Origin of the sequence: Curtobacterium sp. WHRI 8282, assembly GCF_040223925.2 — a bacterium.
Taxonomy (GTDB): Bacteria; Actinomycetota; Actinomycetes; order Actinomycetales; family Microbacteriaceae; genus Curtobacterium; species Curtobacterium flaccumfaciens.
Genome location: NZ_JBEHCD020000004.1, coordinates 237,703 through 254,694 on the forward strand (window position 1 = coordinate 237,703; position 16,992 = coordinate 254,694).

The 16,992-nt window shown below is 71.2% G+C and carries 16 protein-coding genes, 1 tRNA gene and 1 pseudogene; 8 read left to right on the forward strand and 10 right to left on the reverse strand.

Annotation, left to right across the window (positions count from 1 at the left end; translation table 11 throughout):
* Nucleotides 1–7: 7 nt before the first annotated feature.
* A complete protein-coding gene (locus ABRP24_RS14985; protein WP_027466422.1) occupies nt 8–340 on the reverse strand; it encodes a hypothetical protein in 333 nt (110 codons plus the stop codon).
* A gap of 52 nt (nt 341–392) precedes the next feature.
* On the opposite strand from ABRP24_RS14985, the gene ABRP24_RS14990 reads away from it, so the two are divergent.
* From ABRP24_RS14990 to ABRP24_RS15025, 8 genes and pseudogenes are all read left to right on the forward strand, one after another.
* Nucleotides 393–1,235, forward strand: coding sequence for an exodeoxyribonuclease III (locus ABRP24_RS14990; protein WP_349849029.1), 843 nt, complete (start codon nt 393–395; stop codon nt 1,233–1,235).
* A gap of 41 nt (nt 1,236–1,276) precedes the next feature.
* Complete coding sequence (trpS, locus tag ABRP24_RS14995) at nt 1,277–2,287, forward strand: tryptophan--tRNA ligase (protein WP_071244338.1); 1,011 nt, start codon at nt 1,277–1,279, stop codon at nt 2,285–2,287.
* Nucleotides 2,288–2,289: 2 nt separating this feature from the next.
* Nucleotides 2,290–2,844 (forward strand): GNAT family N-acetyltransferase, encoded by a 555-nt coding sequence (locus tag ABRP24_RS15000; RefSeq protein ID WP_176709058.1) that lies wholly within the window; start codon nt 2,290–2,292, stop codon nt 2,842–2,844.
* A gap of 91 nt (nt 2,845–2,935) precedes the next feature.
* The gene (gene ribD / locus ABRP24_RS15005) at nt 2,936–4,015 is read left to right on the forward strand and encodes a bifunctional diaminohydroxyphosphoribosylaminopyrimidine deaminase/5-amino-6-(5-phosphoribosylamino)uracil reductase RibD (RefSeq protein WP_349849125.1); all 1,080 of its coding nucleotides are present in this window, start codon (nt 2,936–2,938) and stop codon (nt 4,013–4,015) included.
* Between the two features lie 29 nt (nt 4,016–4,044).
* Nucleotides 4,045–4,674: pseudogene (gene ribA, locus ABRP24_RS15010) on the forward strand (GTP cyclohydrolase II); the annotation flags it as partial.
* Nucleotides 4,675–4,893: 219 nt separating this feature from the next.
* Nucleotides 4,894–6,273 carry an MFS transporter gene (locus ABRP24_RS15015; RefSeq protein WP_349849033.1) on the forward strand — a complete coding sequence of 460 codons (1,380 nt, stop codon included), beginning with the start codon at nt 4,894–4,896 and terminating at the stop codon, nt 6,271–6,273.
* Nucleotides 6,274–6,539: 266 nt separating this feature from the next.
* Complete coding sequence (locus ABRP24_RS15020; protein ID WP_027466417.1) at nt 6,540–6,755, forward strand: hypothetical protein; 216 nt, start codon at nt 6,540–6,542, stop codon at nt 6,753–6,755.
* A 7-nt stretch (nt 6,756–6,762) separates the two neighbouring features.
* Nucleotides 6,763–8,616 carry an ABC transporter ATP-binding protein gene (locus tag ABRP24_RS15025; RefSeq protein ID WP_349849036.1) on the forward strand — a complete coding sequence of 618 codons (1,854 nt, stop codon included), beginning with the start codon at nt 6,763–6,765 and terminating at the stop codon, nt 8,614–8,616.
* Between the two features lie 46 nt (nt 8,617–8,662).
* Here the strand turns inward: ABRP24_RS15025 and ABRP24_RS15030 are convergent, their stop codons facing one another.
* The 9 genes from ABRP24_RS15030 to ABRP24_RS15070 form a co-directional block, all read right to left on the reverse strand.
* Nucleotides 8,663–10,171: an NAD-dependent succinate-semialdehyde dehydrogenase gene (locus ABRP24_RS15030; RefSeq protein ID WP_349849038.1), complete on the reverse strand. Its 1,509-nt coding sequence runs from the start codon at nt 10,169–10,171 to the stop codon at nt 8,663–8,665.
* Nucleotides 10,168–10,788, reverse strand: coding sequence for an isochorismatase family protein (locus ABRP24_RS15035; RefSeq protein ID WP_349849040.1), 621 nt, complete (start codon nt 10,786–10,788; stop codon nt 10,168–10,170). Before ABRP24_RS15035 ends, ABRP24_RS15030 begins: the two co-directional genes overlap by 4 nt.
* 23 nt (nt 10,789–10,811) lie before the next feature.
* Entirely contained in the window at nt 10,812–12,320 is a 1,509-nt protein-coding gene (gene dacB, locus ABRP24_RS15040) for a D-alanyl-D-alanine carboxypeptidase/D-alanyl-D-alanine-endopeptidase (RefSeq protein WP_349849042.1), read from the reverse strand.
* A 73-nt stretch (nt 12,321–12,393) separates the two neighbouring features.
* Nucleotides 12,394–13,389 carry a Gfo/Idh/MocA family oxidoreductase gene (locus ABRP24_RS15045; protein WP_349849044.1) on the reverse strand — a complete coding sequence of 332 codons (996 nt, stop codon included), beginning with the start codon at nt 13,387–13,389 and terminating at the stop codon, nt 12,394–12,396.
* Between the two features lie 67 nt (nt 13,390–13,456).
* Nucleotides 13,457–13,897, reverse strand: a complete 441-nt coding sequence (locus tag ABRP24_RS15050; protein ID WP_051596899.1) for a BLUF domain-containing protein — start codon at nt 13,895–13,897, stop codon at nt 13,457–13,459.
* A gap of 192 nt (nt 13,898–14,089) precedes the next feature.
* Nucleotides 14,090–14,884 carry a glycoside hydrolase family 16 protein gene (locus tag ABRP24_RS15055; protein WP_349849047.1) on the reverse strand — a complete coding sequence of 265 codons (795 nt, stop codon included), beginning with the start codon at nt 14,882–14,884 and terminating at the stop codon, nt 14,090–14,092.
* A gap of 180 nt (nt 14,885–15,064) precedes the next feature.
* Nucleotides 15,065–15,137, reverse strand: a tRNA-Thr gene (locus ABRP24_RS15060).
* Nucleotides 15,138–15,181: 44 nt separating this feature from the next.
* Complete coding sequence (locus tag ABRP24_RS15065) at nt 15,182–15,817, reverse strand: TetR/AcrR family transcriptional regulator (RefSeq protein WP_035808852.1); 636 nt, start codon at nt 15,815–15,817, stop codon at nt 15,182–15,184.
* A gap of 24 nt (nt 15,818–15,841) precedes the next feature.
* The gene (locus tag ABRP24_RS15070; RefSeq protein ID WP_027466411.1) at nt 15,842–16,984 is read right to left on the reverse strand and encodes a DNA polymerase III subunit delta'; all 1,143 of its coding nucleotides are present in this window, start codon (nt 16,982–16,984) and stop codon (nt 15,842–15,844) included.
* Nucleotides 16,985–16,992: the final 8 nt, after the last annotated feature.

A 16,992-nucleotide genomic window follows, 5' to 3' on the forward strand; every position in this document is an offset into this window, starting at 1 on the left:
ATCGCCGCTACGGCGCGATGGGCGGGATCGCGCGCAGCTCGCCCCAGGCGAAGGAGCTCTCGGCGATGAAGTCCTGCAGGTCGTCGGCGAGGTCGTGGAGGAGTCCGGGCAGGTCGTCGACGTCCTCGACGAGGCTCCTCGTACCCTGGGTCTCGCCCCCGATCTCCCAGACGACGCTCATCGAGCTGTCGATGAATTCGTCCTCCTCGTGGTCGAGTTCCCAGTCCCCGTGCGGGCTCACCCAGAAGCGGGCGGAGCGGAACTCGTCCGGACGGAGCATCTGCGCTGCCACGGGTCGGAACGCGGCGAGCAGCTCGCCGACGGTCATCACGACGGTCATGGGCAGATCGTACGACCGAGGGCTGTCGGCACCCGCCGATAAGGTGTTCTGCATGACACGCCTGCGCCTCGCATCCGTCAACGTGAACGGCGTCCGCGCCGCCTTCCGCAAGGGCATGGGCGACTGGCTCGCCACCCGCGACGTCGACGTGCTGGCCCTGCAGGAGGTGCGCGCGTCGAGCGACGACCTGGCGGCGCTGCTCGGCGACGACTGGGACATCGTGCACGACCCGGCGACCGCGAAGGGCCGGGCCGGCGTCGCGATCGCATCTCGACACTCCGCTCAGATTCACCGCGTCGCGCTCGGCCCGGACGACTTCGACTCGGCCGGCCGCTGGCTCGAGGCCGACTACGAGATCGGCGGGACGACCGTCACGGTGGTCTCCACGTACGTGCACTCGGGCGAGGTCGACACCCCCAAGCAGGACGAGAAGTGGAAGTTCCTCGACGCGATGACCGAGCGGCTGCCGGCGCTCCGCGAGCACAACCCGCTCGCGGTCGTCGTCGGTGACCTGAACGTGGGGCACGACGAGCGCGACATCAAGAACTGGAAGGGCAACGTCAAGCGGGCCGGCTTCCTGCCGCGCGAGCGCGCCTACTTCTCGCGGTTCTTCGGCGCCGACGGCGAACCGGTCGAGGGCGCCGACGGCTCCACGGGTCCCGGGCTCGGATGGGTCGACGTGGGCCGCGCCCAGGCCGGCGACGTCGACGGCCCGTTCACGTGGTGGTCCTGGCGCGGGCAGGCGTTCGACAACGACACCGGTTGGCGCATCGACTACCAGATGGCGACGCCCGACCTGGCCGCCAAGGTCACGGAGTACACGGTCGACCGCGCCGCGGCGTACGACCAGCGATGGTCCGACCACGCCCCCGTGGTCGTCGACTACGAACTCTGACCCCTCTTCTCTCGCTTCACCTGACGCACCGGAGCACCACCATGACCAAGACCCGCATCTTCTCGGGCATCCAGCCGTCCGCCGGCTCACTGCACCTCGGCAACTACGTCGGGGCGCTCATGCAGTGGAGGACCCTGCTCGACGACTACGACGCCATCTACTGCGTCGTCGACATGCACGCGATCACCTCACCCCAGGACCCGGCCGAGCTCCGCGCGAACACCCGGGCCACCGCTGCGCAGTACATCGCGTCGGGCATCGACCCGTCCAAGGCGACGCTGTTCGTGCAGTCGCACGTGCCCGCGCACGCCGAACTCGCCTGGGTGCTGAACACCCTGACCGGCTTCGGCGAGGCGAGCCGGATGACCCAGTTCAAGGACAAGTCGGCACGCCAGGGTGCCGAGGCCGCGTCGGTCGGGCTCTTCACCTACCCGATCCTGATGGCCGCGGACATCCTGCTCTACGACACCAGGGTCGTGCCGGTCGGCGACGACCAGCGCCAGCACGTCGAGCTCACGCGTGACCTGGCCGGACGCTTCAACTCGCGGTTCGGTGACACCTTCGTCACGCCCGAGGCACGCATCCTGACCGAGACCGCGCGCATCTACGACCTGCAGGACCCGACCAGCAAGATGAGCAAGTCCGCAGCGTCGGACAACGGCCTCATCCGCCTGCTCGACGACCCGAAGCGCACTGCGAAGAAGATCAAGTCGGCCGTCACCGACGCCGAGCGCGAGATCCGGGCCGACCGCCAGGCAAAGCCCGGTGTGACGAACCTGCTGTCGATCCTGTCGGCGTTCACCGGCACCTCGATCGCCGCGCTCGAGGAATCGTTCGCCGGCAAGGGCTACGGCGACCTGAAGGGCGAGGTCGCCGACGCCGTCGTGGCCGAGCTCGAACCGGTCCGCGCCCGCACACTCGAACTCCTCGACGACCCGGCGGAGCTCGACCGGCTGCTCGCCGTCGGCGCCGACCGCGCCGAGTCGATCGCGCAGGAGACCCTGGCCCGCGTCTACGACCGCATCGGGTTCGTCCCGCGGTCGCGCGGCTGACCGTGCAGCCCGTCACGCTCGAGTCGGCGCGGGTCCGGCTCGACCTCCCCACCCGCGCCGACACCGCGGCGATCACCGAGGCCTGCCAGGACCCGGAGATCGTCCGGTGGACGACGGTGCCGACGCCGTACCGCGAGCAGGATGCCCGGACCTTCGTCGACGCCCTGGTCGGACCGGGGTGGGCCTCGGACCGCGAGTACACGTGGGCGATCCGACCGGCCGGTTCGACGTGGCTCGCGGGCATCATCAGCTACCGCACCGCCGGTCGTGACCTCGGGTTCTGGCTCGCACCGTCCGCGCGCGGCGCCGGGCTCATGCACGACGCCGTCCAGCTCGTCGTCGACTGGGCGTTCGAGCAGGGCGCGCAGGACGTCTACTGGGAGTGCTACGAGGACAACACGGCCTCGGCGGCAGTCGCCCGTGCGGCCGGGTTCTCGTACACCGGCCTCGGCGCAGCCCGGGTTCCGGACCGGGACGGCGGCCCGACCACAGCGTGGACCGCACTGCGACGCGCCGACGGCACACCCGCCTCCGAGCTCCCGTGGCCCAGCGCCTGAACGCGCTCACAACCGTGGTGACGTGTCACCCAACCACCGCCGGTAGGCTCGGCCCGTGAGCGACACGGCACGACCCACCGAGGTCCGGGCGATGCGCCGCGGGCTCGAACTCGCGGCCCTCGGGCCCGTCGTCGGCGACCACGCCCGCGTCGGCGCCGTGATCCTCTCCCCCGCCGGCGAGGTCCTCGCCGAGGGGTGGCACAAGGGCGCCGGCACCCCGCACGCCGAGGTCGACGCGATGGCCAAGGTCGATCCGGCACTGCTGCGCGGCGCGACGGCGGTCGTCACCCTCGAACCCTGCAACCACATCGGGCGCACCGGGCCGTGCGCCGTGGCACTGCTCGACGCCGGGATCGCCCGGGTCGTCTACGCGATCGACGACCCCGGAGCCGACGTGCACGGCGGCGCCGACCGACTCCGCGCCGCCGGGGTCCAGGTCGTCTCCGGCGTCCTGGCCGACCAGGCCGAGGCGTTCCTCGAACGGTGGCTGCTCTCGGTCCGGCTCGGCCGACCGTGGGTCACCGTGAAGTGGGCTTCCAGCCTCGACGGGCGCGCCGCCGCTGCCGACGGCACGAGCAAGTGGATCACCGGCGCCGCCGCACGGCAGCACGTCCACGAACAGCGCGCCGCCCACGACGCGATCCTCGTCGGCACCGGCACCGTCCTGGCCGACGACCCGAGCCTGACCGCCCGCGGGGACGCCGGCGAACTCCTCGCCGACCAGCCGCTCGCCGTGGTGCTCGGTGACCGCCCGGTGCCGGCCGACGCCGCCGTCCGTCGGCACCCGCGCGGGCTCGTCACCCTGCCTGGACACGACCTGGCCACCTCGCTCGGTGCCCTGCGCGGGCACGGCGTGCACTCGGTCTTCGTCGAGGGTGGTCCCACGGTCGCCTCGGCGCTCATCGCCGCCGGACTCGTCGACGAGTACCTGGTGTACCTCGCCCCGGTGCTGCTCGGCGGACCCCGTGTCGCCCTCGACGACCTGGGGGTGGGAAGCATCTCCGAGCGTCGGCGGTTGGACGTACTATCGACCACCAGCCTCGGCCCCGACCTGCTGGTCCGAGCCCGACCGCACCGTCCGCAGCACCAGAACCAGCACCGCCAGCAACAGCAGCACGCGACACCCGGGCTCGGGAACGACGGGCCCACGAACGACCGGAGCACCCCATGACCGATGCGCTGACCTCCCCCACGCCGGGGAGCCCGGTCAAGTTCGAGGTGTCGACGAACGTGCCGACCACCCACGGCACCTTCCAGATGCGCGCCTACCGCGACCTCGTGACGAGCGCGGAGCACGTCGCGATCATCGGCACCCTGCCGGACGGCTCGATGCCCACCGACGGGGCACTCGTCCGGGTGCACTCCGAGTGCCTGACCGGTGAAGCCTTCGGGTCGTTGAAGTGCGAGTGCGGCCCCCAGCTCGACGCCGCGCTCGACACGATCGCCGCCGAGGGCGGTGTGGTCATCTACCTGCGCGGGCAGGAGGGCCGCGGCATCGGTCTCATCAACAAGCTCAAGGCCTACCGCCTGCAAGAGGACGGTCTCGACACCCTCGACGCCAACCTCGCGCTCGGCCTGCCCGCCGACTCCCGCGCCTACGGCGGCGCCGCGGGCATCCTCGCCGACCTCGGGATCACCCGCGTCCGGCTGCTGTCCAACAACCCGGAGAAGCGCCGCCAGCTCGAGGAGCACGGCATCACCGTCGACTCCCTCGTGCCGCTCGTCGTCGGCATCTCGGCACAGAACGCCGGGTACCTGGACACCAAGCGCGACCGGATGGGCCACCAGTTGCCCGAGCACCTCGAAGCCGGGGCCGGCGCGGGCGCCTGAGCGCGCGCCGGTGACGGACGCTGCGGCCAGCTGACTCTGGGCTGATTCGCAGGCAGACGACATCTGTCGTATGATCGGGCTTCCGTCACAAGCGGTCCCCCTCAGCCGAACGCACCCGATCGGTGCCCGCGCCACCCCGCGCGAACCGATCGGTGTCCGCCGTTTCGGATCCTCGTGCTCCCCGTCGGGAGCACGCAGCACGGAAGACCCCGCACTGTCATGACCGCCGCCCCGGCACCCGCAACGCCCACCTCCGCTCCGGCACCCACCGGCAACCCGCGCTCCCGCGTCGTCATCGCGAGCCTCGTCGGCACGTCGATCGAGTTCTACGACTTCTACGTCTACGCGACCGCAGCGGTGCTCGTCTTCCCGACGCTGTTCTTCCCGAACGAGGACCCGACGGCCTCGCAGCTGTCCTCCTTCGTCACGTTCGCCCTGGCGTTCTTCGCCCGGCCGGTCGGGTCGATCATCTTCGGGCACTTCGGCGACCGGATCGGCCGCAAGACCACCCTCGTCGCATCGCTGCTCGTGATGGGAACCGCCACGTTCCTGATCGGCTGCCTGCCGACGTTCGACACCATCGGGGTCTGGGCCCCGGTCCTGCTCGCCGTGATGCGCTTCGCCCAGGGCGTCGGCCTCGGCGGCGAGTGGTCCGGCGCGGCCCTGCTCGCGACCGAGAACGCGCCGAAGGGCAAGCGCGGCGTGTTCGGCTCGATGCCGCAGCTCGGTGCCCCGATCGGCTTCCTGCTCGCGAACGGCCTGTTCATCGCGATCAACGCGGCGATGCCCGCCGGTGCCGACGGCACCCCGAACGCCGACTTCCAGGCGTGGGGCTGGCGCATCCCGTTCCTGCTCTCCGCCGTGCTCGTCATCATCGGCCTCTACGTGCGCTTCAAGCTCGTCGAGTCCCCGGTGTTCCGCGGTGTGCAGGAGTCCGGCACCGTCGCGAAGGTCCCGCTCGGCCGGGTGTTCCGCACCTCGTGGAGGGCCGTCATCATCGGCACGTTCGGCATGGTCGCCACCTACGTGCTCTTCTACTTCCTGACGACGTTCACTCTGCAGTACGGCACCACCGGCACCGAGAACAGCCCGCTCGTCCCGAAGGTCGGCCTCGGCTACACCCGTGGCGAGTTCCTGACGCTGCTGATGATCGGCGTCGTGTTCTTCGGCATCTTCACCCCGATCGCCGGGCTGCTCGCCGACAGGTTCGGCCGCCGCGCGACCCTCATCCCGACCACCATCGGCATCGCGCTGTTCGGCCTGACGTTCCAGTTCTGGTTCGCGGCGTCGAGTGGGCCGATCACCGTGGTGACGTTCCTCATCGTCGGGCTCTCGCTGATGGGGCTGACCTTCGGTCCGATGGGTGCGCTGCTGCCCGAGCTGTTCCCGACGAACGTCCGCTACACCGGCTCGGCCATCGCGTACAACGTCGCGTCGATCCTCGGTGCGTCACTCGCCCCGACCATCGCATTGGCACTCTGGAAGCCGGACGGCGACATCTTCCTGGTCGGCCTGTACCTGACGATCGCCGCGGTCGTGACGCTGGTCGCGCTGCTCTTCGTGCGCGAGACGAAGTCGAAGGACATCGCCGACGCCTGATCGGCGACGCATCCGCGGGACGGGAGGCCCGGTGCCAGCTGGCACCGGGCCTCCCGTCCGTCATGTGCGCGCCTCGCCCCCCGCGCAACACGCCGTCGTGTCAGCGGGACGCCGCATGCCCTCCGAGACGCCGCCGGATTCGGCGGCGTCTCGCGCGCGTGGCGGCGTCGAACGAAGACGCCGGCGTCTGCGCACCCGGTGCAGCGCGGCGAGACGCCGTCAACGCAGGTTGACGGATGTCGGTGCGTCAATGTAGGTTGACAGGCATGGACCGACCGACCATCACGAGCCTCGCGGCCGGAGCGTCGGGGGATGACCCGTTCTCCGCCCTCGCCAACGTGCGGGAGCTGCGCCGTGAGCTCGACCGGACCGAAGAGCTCGCCGCGCGACGTGCCCGCACGGCCGGCGCCTCGTGGCAGGAGATCGCGACGCTGCTCGGTGTCAGCCGACAGGCAGTGCACAAGAAGTACGGCAGAAACTAGGAACACGATGAGCTTTCCCTTCGCACGCCCGAAGACCTCCGACGGCCCCCGCGCCACGTTCGGTCGCCTGCTGTCCTACCTGTTCGAGAACAAGCCCGCGATGGTCGTGATCATCGTGCTGAGCGTCCTCGGTGCGGGGGCCTCGCTTGCGCAGCCGCTCCTGGTCAACCAGGTCATCACCGCGGTGCAGCAGGGCGACACCCTCAGCACGCTCGTGTGGCTGCTGGTCGGGCTCGTCATCGTCGCGGGGGTGCTGAACGGTGTGCAGCACTTCCTGCTGCAGCGCGCGGGCGAGGGCGTCGTGCTCTCCACCCGCCGCAAGCTCATCGCCCGCATCCTCAACCTGCCGATCTCGGAGTTCGACACCCGCCGGACCGGCGACCTCGTGTCCCGCGTCGGCAGCGACACCACGCTCCTGCGGGCCGTCCTGACCCAGGGACTGATCGAGTCGATCGGCGGCGCGCTCACGTTCGTCGGTGCCATCGTCGCGATGGCGATCATCGACCCGCTGCTGCTCGGCATCGTGATCGTGATCGTCCTGATCGCCATCGTCGTCGTCGGCGGGCTGAGCCGTCGCATCCGGGTCGCCTCGAAGCGTGCGCAGGAGAAGGTCGGCGACCTCACCGCGGCCGTCGAACGCGGGATCGGCGCGGTCCGCACCATCCGAGCGGCCGGCGCCACCGAGCGCGAGGTGCGCGAGGTCGACGGCCACGCGACCGAGGCCTACAAGCGGGGCCTCGACATCGCCAAGATGTCCGCCTTCGTCGTCCCCGTCGCCAGCATCGTCATGCAGGTCGCGTTCATCGCCGTCCTGGGCGTCGGCGGGGCACAGGTCGCCGCCGGCACCATCACCATCGCGACGCTCATCACGTTCATCCTGCTGCTCTTCATGATGATCATGCCGCTCGGCCAGGCGATGGGCGCGGCCGTGGCCGTCGCCCAGGCGCTCGGCGCGCTCGGCCGGATCGAGGAGATCCTGCACCTGCCGACCGAGTCCCAGGACGACGAGTCGGTCCGACCGGCCGCAGCGGTCGCCACCGACGACGCCATCGCGTTCGAGCACGTGTCGTTCCGGTACCGCGCCCAGGCGGACGCCTCGGGTGCCGACGGCGCGGTCGCGTCCGACCCCGCGGACCGTCCAGGAGGCCCGGATCACGTCGACGACGAGCGCCCGGCCGACGACGTGGTGCTCCACGACGTGTCGTTCCGGGTGCCCCGCGGCTCGCGCGTCGCACTCGTGGGCCCGTCCGGTGCCGGTAAGTCGACGACCCTGGCGCTCATCGAGCGGTTCTACGACCCCACCGACGGCGTCATCCGCCTGGGTGGCATCGACGTGCGCGGCATGGACCGCGACGAGCTCCGTGCCCAGATCGGCTACGTCGAGCAGGACGCCCCCGTGCTCGCCGGCACGATCCGCGCCAACCTGCTGCTCGGGTCGCCGAACGCCACCGAGGACGACTGCGTCCGGGTGCTCGAGGCGGTCAACCTCGGCGAGGTCCTGCACCGCGATCCCCGCGGTCTCGACGCGCAGGTCGGTGAGGACGGCGTGATGCTCTCCGGTGGGGAACGGCAGCGCCTGGCCATCGCCCGCGCGCTGCTCGCCGCTCCCCCGATCCTGCTGCTCGACGAATCGACGTCGTCACTCGACGGGGTCAACGAGCAGAAGATGCGGCTCGCGATCGACGCCGTCGCCGAGGACCGCACCTTGCTCGTGATCGCCCACCGGTTGTCGACGGTGGTCGACTCCGACGTGATCGTCGTGCTCGAGCACGGCCGCGTCGTCGGCAGCGGCACGCACTCCGAGCTCGTGGAGTCGACGCCGCTCTACCGCGACCTGGCGAAGCACCAGCTGCTCGTGTGAGTTCGGGTACGGCCGCGAGCACCGCGGCCGTACCGTCGACTCGGACTCAGGCGGCGAACGGGTCCGGCGTCAGCACGTAGACGGTCTCGAGGTACTCCTCGATGCCCTCGTGCGAGCCCTCGCGGCCCAGGCCCGAGGACTTCACGCCGCCGAACGGGAACGCCGCATTGGACACGACGCCCGTGTTCAGCCCGAGCATGCCCGTCTCCAGGCGTTCGGCGAGCCGCTGGCCGCGCCGGAAGTCGGTCGTGAAGGCGTAGGCGATGAGTCCGTACTCGGTGTCGTTCGCGAGCCGGATCCCCTCGTCCTCGGTGCTGAAGCGCGTCACCGAGGCGACCGGTCCGAAGATCTCCGTCGTCATGATCTCCGAGCCGGGCCGCACGTCGTCGATCACCGTCGCCTCGTAGAAGGTGCCCGGGCGGTCGATCCGGTGGCCGCCGGTGACGAGCCGGGCACCGCGGCCGAGGGCGTCGTCGACGAGCGACGCGGCCTTGTCCACGGCCCGGTCGTCGATGAGCGGTCCGAGCGTCGTGCCGTCCTCGGTCCCCCGGCCGACGCGCAGGGCGTCCACCTTCGCGGTGAGGGCCGCGACGAACGCGTCGGCGATGCCGTCCTGCACGAAGAACCGGTTCGCAGCGGTGCAGGCCTCGCCCGTGTTGCGGAACTTCGCGAGCATCGCCGCGTCCACCGCCTCGTCGAGGTCCGCGTCGTCGAACACGAGCAGCGGGGCGTTGCCGCCGAGCTCCATGCTCGTCTTGAGCACGTTGTCCGCCGCCTGCTTGAGGAGCGCCGAACCGACGGGGGTCGAACCGGTGAACGTCAGCTTGCGCAGGCGCGGGTCGGCGATGATCGGCTCCGACAGCCCCTTGGCGTCACTCGACGGGATCACGTTGAGCACACCGTCCGGCAGCCCGGCACGGCGGAACAGCTCGACCAGGAACAGGGTCGTCAGCGGGGTGAGGTCGGCCGGCTTCGCGACCACCGTGCAACCAGCGGCCAGGGCAGGTCCGATCTTCCGGGTCGCCATCGCGAGCGGGAAGTTCCACGGTGTGATCGCGTAGACGGGGCCGACCGGACGCTTCAGCACGATCGCGCGGCCGGTGCCCTCGGGGTTCGTGCGGTAGTCGCCGGTGATGCGGACCGCTTCCTCCGAGAACCACCGCAGGAACTCGCCGCCGTAGACGACCTCGCCGCGGGCCTCGGCCAGCGGCTTGCCCATCTCGAGCGACATCAGGGCCGCGAGGTCGTCAGCGTGCTCGTGCACCAGGTCGAAGGCCCGGCGCAGGATGTCCGACCGTGTGCGCGGGGCCGTGGCTGCCCAGGACTCCTGCGCGGCGGCCGCGGCGTCGAGCGCGGCGACGCCGTCCTCGGGGGTGGCGTCCGCGACCTCGGCCAGGACGGCACCGGTCGACGGGTCGTGCACGGCGAACGTGGACCCGCTCGACGAGGCACGCCACGTGCCGCCGATGAAGAGTCCGGTGGGGACGCCCTCGACGCGGACGTGCTCGTCGGCGACGGTGGTGGTGGTGGTTTCGTTCGTGGTGGTGTCGGTCACAGTCGTGCTCCTCCTGGGTTCGCGAGGCCCTCGTCCATGTCGCTGCGGTCGACGTGTCCGCCGGCCGCCCGGATCTCGTCGAGCGCCCGGGCGCTGCGCTCGGCGTCGACGCCGGCCACCAGGTCCTCGTACACGGCGACGTCGAGGCCCGCGGCACGGGCGTCGAGTGCCGAGGCCCGGACGCAGTGGTCGGTCGCGATGCCGACGACGTCGATCGTGTGCACGCGGCGCTCGGCGAGCACGTCGGCCAACGGGACGCCCGCTTCGGTCCCGGCCTGGAACGCCGAGTAGTCCGGCGTGCCCTGGCCCTTGAGGACGTCGACATCGATCAGGGCGGTGTCGAGGTCGGGGTGGTAGTCGGCGCCGGGCGTCCCGGCGACGCAGTGCACCGGCCACGTGTCGACGAAGTCGGGTCCTTCGGGTCCGGCGAAGTGTCCGCCGTTGTCGTCGTCCCCGTGGTGCCAGTCACGGGACGCCACGATGAGGTCGTACTCGTCCCCGTGCCGACCGAGGAACGCGGTGATGCGCTTCGCGAGCGCCGCTCCCCCGGCGACCGCGAGCGCACCGCCCTCGGTGAAGTCGTTCTGGACGTCCACGACGAGCAGTGCTCTTGCCATGGGTCCATCCAACACCCGTCGGCTCAGGAGCCGGTGAGCTTGCTCCCGCACGAGTAGGTCGCGGCGGTCACCGCGTCGAGTGCCGGCAGTGCCGCCGCGCGCGACGAACCGATGGCGTAGAAGGCGAAGGTCAACCGGGACCCGTCGGCGGCGTCGATGTAGCCGCCGAGGGTGTTCGCGCTGTCGATCCAGCCCGTCTTCGCGTGCACCTTGCCGCGGGCGACCGCGTTCGCGCCGGTGAACCGACTGGCCAGGGTGCCGGACTGGCCGGACACCGGCAGGGCGTTCGCGAGCGTGCCGAGGCCCTTCGCGCCGGAGGCGACCTGCACCATGAGGTGTGCGACGAACTCCGGCGACACGGCGTTCGAGGCGCTCTCGCCCGAGCCGTCCTTGATCACGATGCCGGCCGGGTCGAGGCCGTAGGAACGTAGCGCCGACTGGTACACGGACGACAGGGACGCCGCCGAGCCGTTCGACCCGGACTCCTTCGAGGACACCCGGGCGAGCATCTCGGCCAGGGTGTTGTCCGAGTTCGGGATCATCTGCCCGATGAGCGTCGACACCGGCTGCGAGGAGACCGTGGCGATCGTCTCGGTGCCCGTCGTCGCCCGCTTGACGATCTGCGCGGAACCGGCGCCCGCGACTCCTGCGTTCGCCAGTGCCGTGCGGAAGGCGACGCCCGCCCGCCCGACCGGGTCATCCGACCGCGGTGACGTCGCCGCTGCGGCGTTCGCTCGGTCGCCGTCGACCATCAGCGCGGTGACCTCCGGCTGGTACCCGATGGTGCGCTCGGAGACCGGCCACGTGGGGTCCCAGGCGTCGGCATCGCTCCAGTAGGAGTCGTCGGTGACGATCGTGGTGACCGGGGCGGCACCCACCTTCGCCTTCACCTGCTGTGCGAGCTGGGCGAGGGTCGGGGCGCCCGGGTACACGGTGCCGCCGCCCGCGGACAGCGTCGCGTCACCGTGCCCGACCAGGGCGACGGTGTTCGCGGACTCCCGTGTGACGGTCGTCGGGATGCGGTGATCACCCCCGAGCACGGAGAGCGCGGTCGCCGACGTCAGGGTCTTCATGACGCTGCCCGTCTGGGCGGCCCGCTCGCCGTGCTTCGAGAACAGCACCTTGCCCGTCTCGGCGTCCATCACGTACCCCTCGAAGTCGCCGAGGCCGCTCGCCGACGCAGCCGTCGCGATCGAGCAGGTCCGGAGGGCGGACGGGCCGGCGAGGTCGTCCGGCACCGCACGGGCGTCGGCGGTCGGCGTCGGGGACGGCTTCGCCGTCGGGCGCTTCGTGGTGGTCGTCCGGTCCGGAGCCGAGGACGCGGTCCGGGTCGAGCTCGGCGCGGCAGACCGGGAGTCGGGGGTCGTGGCCGCTGCGACGGCGACGGCCCCACCGGAGCCGACCACGAGCAGCGCCGCGAGACCACCCGCGATCCAGGGGACCGGGCGTCGTGCGGCGGAGGCGCGCACCGCGGTGACGGCGGCGCGGAACCGCTCCGGGACGGAACGCGGGGTGGGCTGCTGCTCGGACATCGTGACCGATCCTACGGAACTGCGGCAGGAGCCTCCAGGCCGGGGGCGGGATCCGTCGAGGACGGGTGCCGGATCAGGGAGCCGTGCCGGGACCGTCGGCGGGGTACCGGACCCCGACCTGGCGACGTGCCTCGTCCAGCACCGCCATGATCGCGACGGTCTCGTCCGGGTCCATCGGGCCGCCGTCGTGGCGGCCCGACGTGATCATCGTCTCGAAGGCGCGTGCCTCGTGCTCGTAGCCGCCGAGCTCCTCGCGACCGTCGAACTCCTCGACCACGGCGCCGTCGCGGTCGCGGATCCGCCAGGTGGTCGGCGTGTACCAGGTGGAGTCGAGGTCGATGCGGCCGGTCTCGCCGATGATCGACGCCGTGTTCGGGCTCCGCAGGTCCATCCCGAAGTGGATCATCGACTGCGCGCCGCCCGGGTGCGTCATCACCAGGCCCATCTGCTCGTCGACGCCCTGCTCGCTCAGCGTGCCCGCTGCGACGAGCGCGGTCGGCACGCCGAGCACGTCCACCGCGAAGGACACCGGGTAGATCCCGAGGTCGAGCATCGCTCCCCCACCGAGTGCCGGGTCGCGCAGCCGGTGACCCGGGTCCGTCGGGAGGGCCTGGTGGTGTGTCGCCTCGACCACCATCGGGCGACCGATCCGACCCTCGGCGACGATCTCGCGGATCATCGCCATCTGCGGCAGGAAGCGGGTCCACATCGCCTCCATCACCGCGACGCCCGCGTGCCGAGCTGCGTCGACGACCGTACGGGCCTCCTCCGCGGTCATCGTGAAGGCCTTCTCGACCAGGACGTGCTTGCCCGCCCGGATCGCGAGCAGGGCGTCCTCGGCGTGCCGGACGTGCGGGGTCGCGACGTAGACCGCGTCGATGCGCTCGTCCGCCACCAGGTCCTCGTAGGAACCGTGGGACCGCTCGATGCCGAACTCCGCGGCGAAGGCCTCGGCGTGTTCGCGGGTGCGGCTGCCCACGGCGGTGAACACGATGCCGGCCGCGGTGCAGTCACCCACGAAGGACCGTGCGATGCCGCCTGTGCCGATGACTCCCCAGCGAACCGTCATGGGTCCTGTTTACCAGCGCGAGGTGGGCCGCGGCGGCGCTGTCAGCGGCGCTGGCCGCCTCGGGTCGTCAGCGGCGGTGTTTGCCGAGCGCCGCGTCCGGGGCGGCCATCGGGTGGTTCCGGAACCAGCGCAGGAGCTCACGGGCACGGCTCGTGTCGGCGCTCGCGTCGCCCTCGGCGAGGAACGAGTCGAAGCCGTCGGGCAGGTCGGCGTCCGGTTCGCGGTGGAACGCCATCTTCCACTCGCCGAAGCGCCGGGTGTGGATGCGCTCCTCGACCAGCAGGCCGACGTCGGTGTGCCGCGGGTCGTCGATGATGCGCTGGTACGTCTCGAGCACGGCCGCCTCGGGGCCCTCGAGCAGCTGCATGAACCGGCCGTCCTTGTAGACGAGCAGACCGGACAGGCCGGACGCGGTGTTGCGGACCCGTGCGTGCTCGAGCAGCGCGTCGAGCCGCTCCTGGTCGAACACCTCGTTCGCCGCGCTCATGTAGACCAGGGACAGCAGCATGACGACCTCTCGGTGACGACGGAACGTGTTCCCTCTCATCGTGGACCGCACCGAGCCCGTCGGGCAGCCCCAGAACGGGGATCGTTCCCGTCCGCGCGCCCGCGTCGAGGTTCGGGTCATCGACGCGAGCACACGGGTGTCGGGTCGTACGACCGGACTGATTCGGAGCCCCCGTCCGGGGGGATTGGTCACTCACCTGTCGTAGGTGCGGACCCAGTCGATCTGGACGTGCCCCGGGTCGCCCCAGTTGCCGGTCTGGAACATGTAGCGGTGCGGAGTGGTGGGGACGTTGCGCGGCACCGTGAACACGAGCTTGCCGTCGAGGTAGTACCGGACGCTCTTGCCCGGCACCCACTCGGTCGTGTAGGTGTGCCACTCGTTCCAGGACACCCGGGTGTTGTAGTGCTCGAAGCGGCGCTCCAGCCCGGGCAGCATCGAGTGGTGGAAGACACGGGGCGACCCGTCGAACTGTCCCTCCGGGTAGCTCAACTCGCCGTCGGCCCAGGCGTTCGACGTCGGCCACAGCATGACCGCGATCCCGTTGCCGTCTCCGCCGGTCGCCCGCGCTCGGATGCTGAAGGTGCCGCCGACGTGTGACCACGCGCCGGTGGGTGTGCCGAACGTTCCGGCAGCACCGTGCTCACCGTCCATCGCGACGTCCAGGTAGCCGTCGTGGGCGCTGACGACCTCGTTCGAGTAGTACTTGCCGCCGGTGCCGTCGGGGTACGGCTGCCACGAGTTCCGGTACGTCTCGGCGAAGGGGCCGCCGGCTGCGGCGGGGGTGTCGAACTCCTCGGAGAAGGTCGGCTCGCGGTCCGCCAGGTACGCGGGGCCGGTCGCGGACGCCGTCGGGGTCGCGGACGAACCGGTGCTCGGCGACGAGGTCGACGCGGACGTCGCGACGGACTCGGGCACGGCTGCCGCGGTCACCGCGAGTGCTCCGGCGGTGGCGGCGACCACGACGATGACCAGGACACGCTTCAGCACTGCGTCATCGCCGGTGGAGCGCTGGGCTGGTGGTCGGTCATCGTGTCCCCCGTATCGAGGACAAGGCTAGCCCGCGATCACGCCCGACGTCTGCCCCTCGGGCGAGGGACACGGATTCGTCCGGAATACGAAAACCCCGGTCAGAGCCACTTCGAGTGGACCTGACCGGGGTGTTCACGGAGCCGCCTGTCGGAATCGAACCGACGACCTATTCATTACGAGTGAATCGCTCTACCGACTGAGCTAAGGCGGCGCACACTCCATGTCCGGAGTGGCACGAGCAATGACTATACAGGTTCAGACGAGTGAACGCGAAACCAGCACGCCGAGCTCGGCGAAGGACCGTTCGAGCTCGTCGACCAGGTGTGTCCCGGCTTCGGAACCCGACCACTCCCACCATGCGTGGCGCAGGGCGGCGAGGGCGACGATGGCCGCGAGACCGGCGCGGCGACGAAGCGCCTCAGGGTCCGCGGCGAGCTCCGGGTCGGCGTCTTCGAGCCGCCGTGCGACGGCCGCCTGCAGCTCCGCCTGGAACTCCTTCATGGACGCCATCCGACGGCTGAACAGCTCCGGGTTCGCGCGCAGGACCTGCTGACGCTCCTCGATGAGCCCGCGCTCCTCGATCAGTTCGCGCGTGGAGTGCACGAGCAGCGTGCCGATGTCCGCGAGCAGGTCACCGCTCGGACCGCCGTCGACGAACGCCTGCAACGCCGCGTCGTCGGGCAGCTGCGGGTCGTCCCCGAGGATCGCCTGCTCCTTGCTCGGGAAGTAGTTGAAGAACGTCCGCGGCGAGACGTCGGCTCGCCGGGAGATCTCGTCCACCGTGACCGCGCCGAGGCCGTCCTCGAGGGCGATCCGGAGCGCAGCCTGCTGGATGGCGCGCCGGGTGGCGCGGCGCTTCCGTTCGCGCAGGCCGGGTTCAGCGTCGGGCATGCCGTGATTGTCGCACGCCGTGCCTCAGCGGCGGGCCCGGGCGATGGTGACGAGCAGTGCTTCGAGCGCCAGGAGTGCCGCCACGTTGGCCGCGATGCGCTGCCGCGCCAGGGCGACGGCGTCGAGGACCTCGAGCGCGGCAGCGGGCGGTGTCGTCGGCAGCGCGTGCTCGAGCTGGTCTCGCATGGCCAGGTTGACCGGTTCCGCCGGGGCTCCGAGCCCCAGCAGGAGCAGGTCGCGGTACAGCGAGGAGACGTCCACCAGGATCCGGTCGAGGCCGTCGCGCAGGCTCCGGGTCGCACGGCGCTTCTGATCGTCCTCGAGGGCGCGGAGCTGCGATCGGAGCGCCGGCGGGATCGTCCCGCCGGGTTCGACCCCGAGCGAGCGCAGGGCCGCGTCGCGCTCTTCGGAGTCGCGCTGCTCGGTGATGGACTTGGCGTCTTCGTCGGCGACGGCGAGGAGCTCGGCGGCCGCCATGACGGCGTCACCCACGCTCCGCACACCGAGCACGGTCGTCAGGGTCCGGCGGCGGCGGTCACGTGCGGGCTCGCTCGTGGCCAGGCGCTGCGCCATGCCGATGTGGCTCTGCGCCTGACGAGCAGCATCCATCGCGAGGGCGCGGTCGACACCGGTCCGGGCGACGAGCAGGTCGGCGACGGACTCGATGCCGGGCACGCGCAGACGGACCGAGCGGACGCGCGACCGGATCGTCGGCAACAGGTCGGCTTCACTCGGGGCGCAGAGGATCCAGACCGTGCGCTCCGGGGGTTCCTCGAGCGCCTTGAGCAGCAGGTTCGAGGTGCGCTCGGTCATGCGGTCGGCATCCTCGATGATGACGACGCGGTAGCGCCCGACCGACGGCGAGTAGTACGACGAGGTGACGAGCTGCCGGATCTCGTCGATCGTGATGATCACGCGCTGGGTGGTGAGCACCGAGACGTCGGGGTGGGTCTTCGCGGTGATCTGCCGCAGGGTGTGGTCGTCGTCGGGGCCGTTGCCCACGAGCGCCGCGGCGAAGGCGGTCGCCACGTTCGACCGACCCGACCCGGGCGGGCCGGTGATGAGCCACGAGTGCGTCATGCCACCGGTGCCGTCGGTCGACTCGGCCGCGTTGCGCAGCGACGCGACCGCTTCTTCCTGCCCGGTCAGGCCGTCCCACACGCTCACGGGACCAT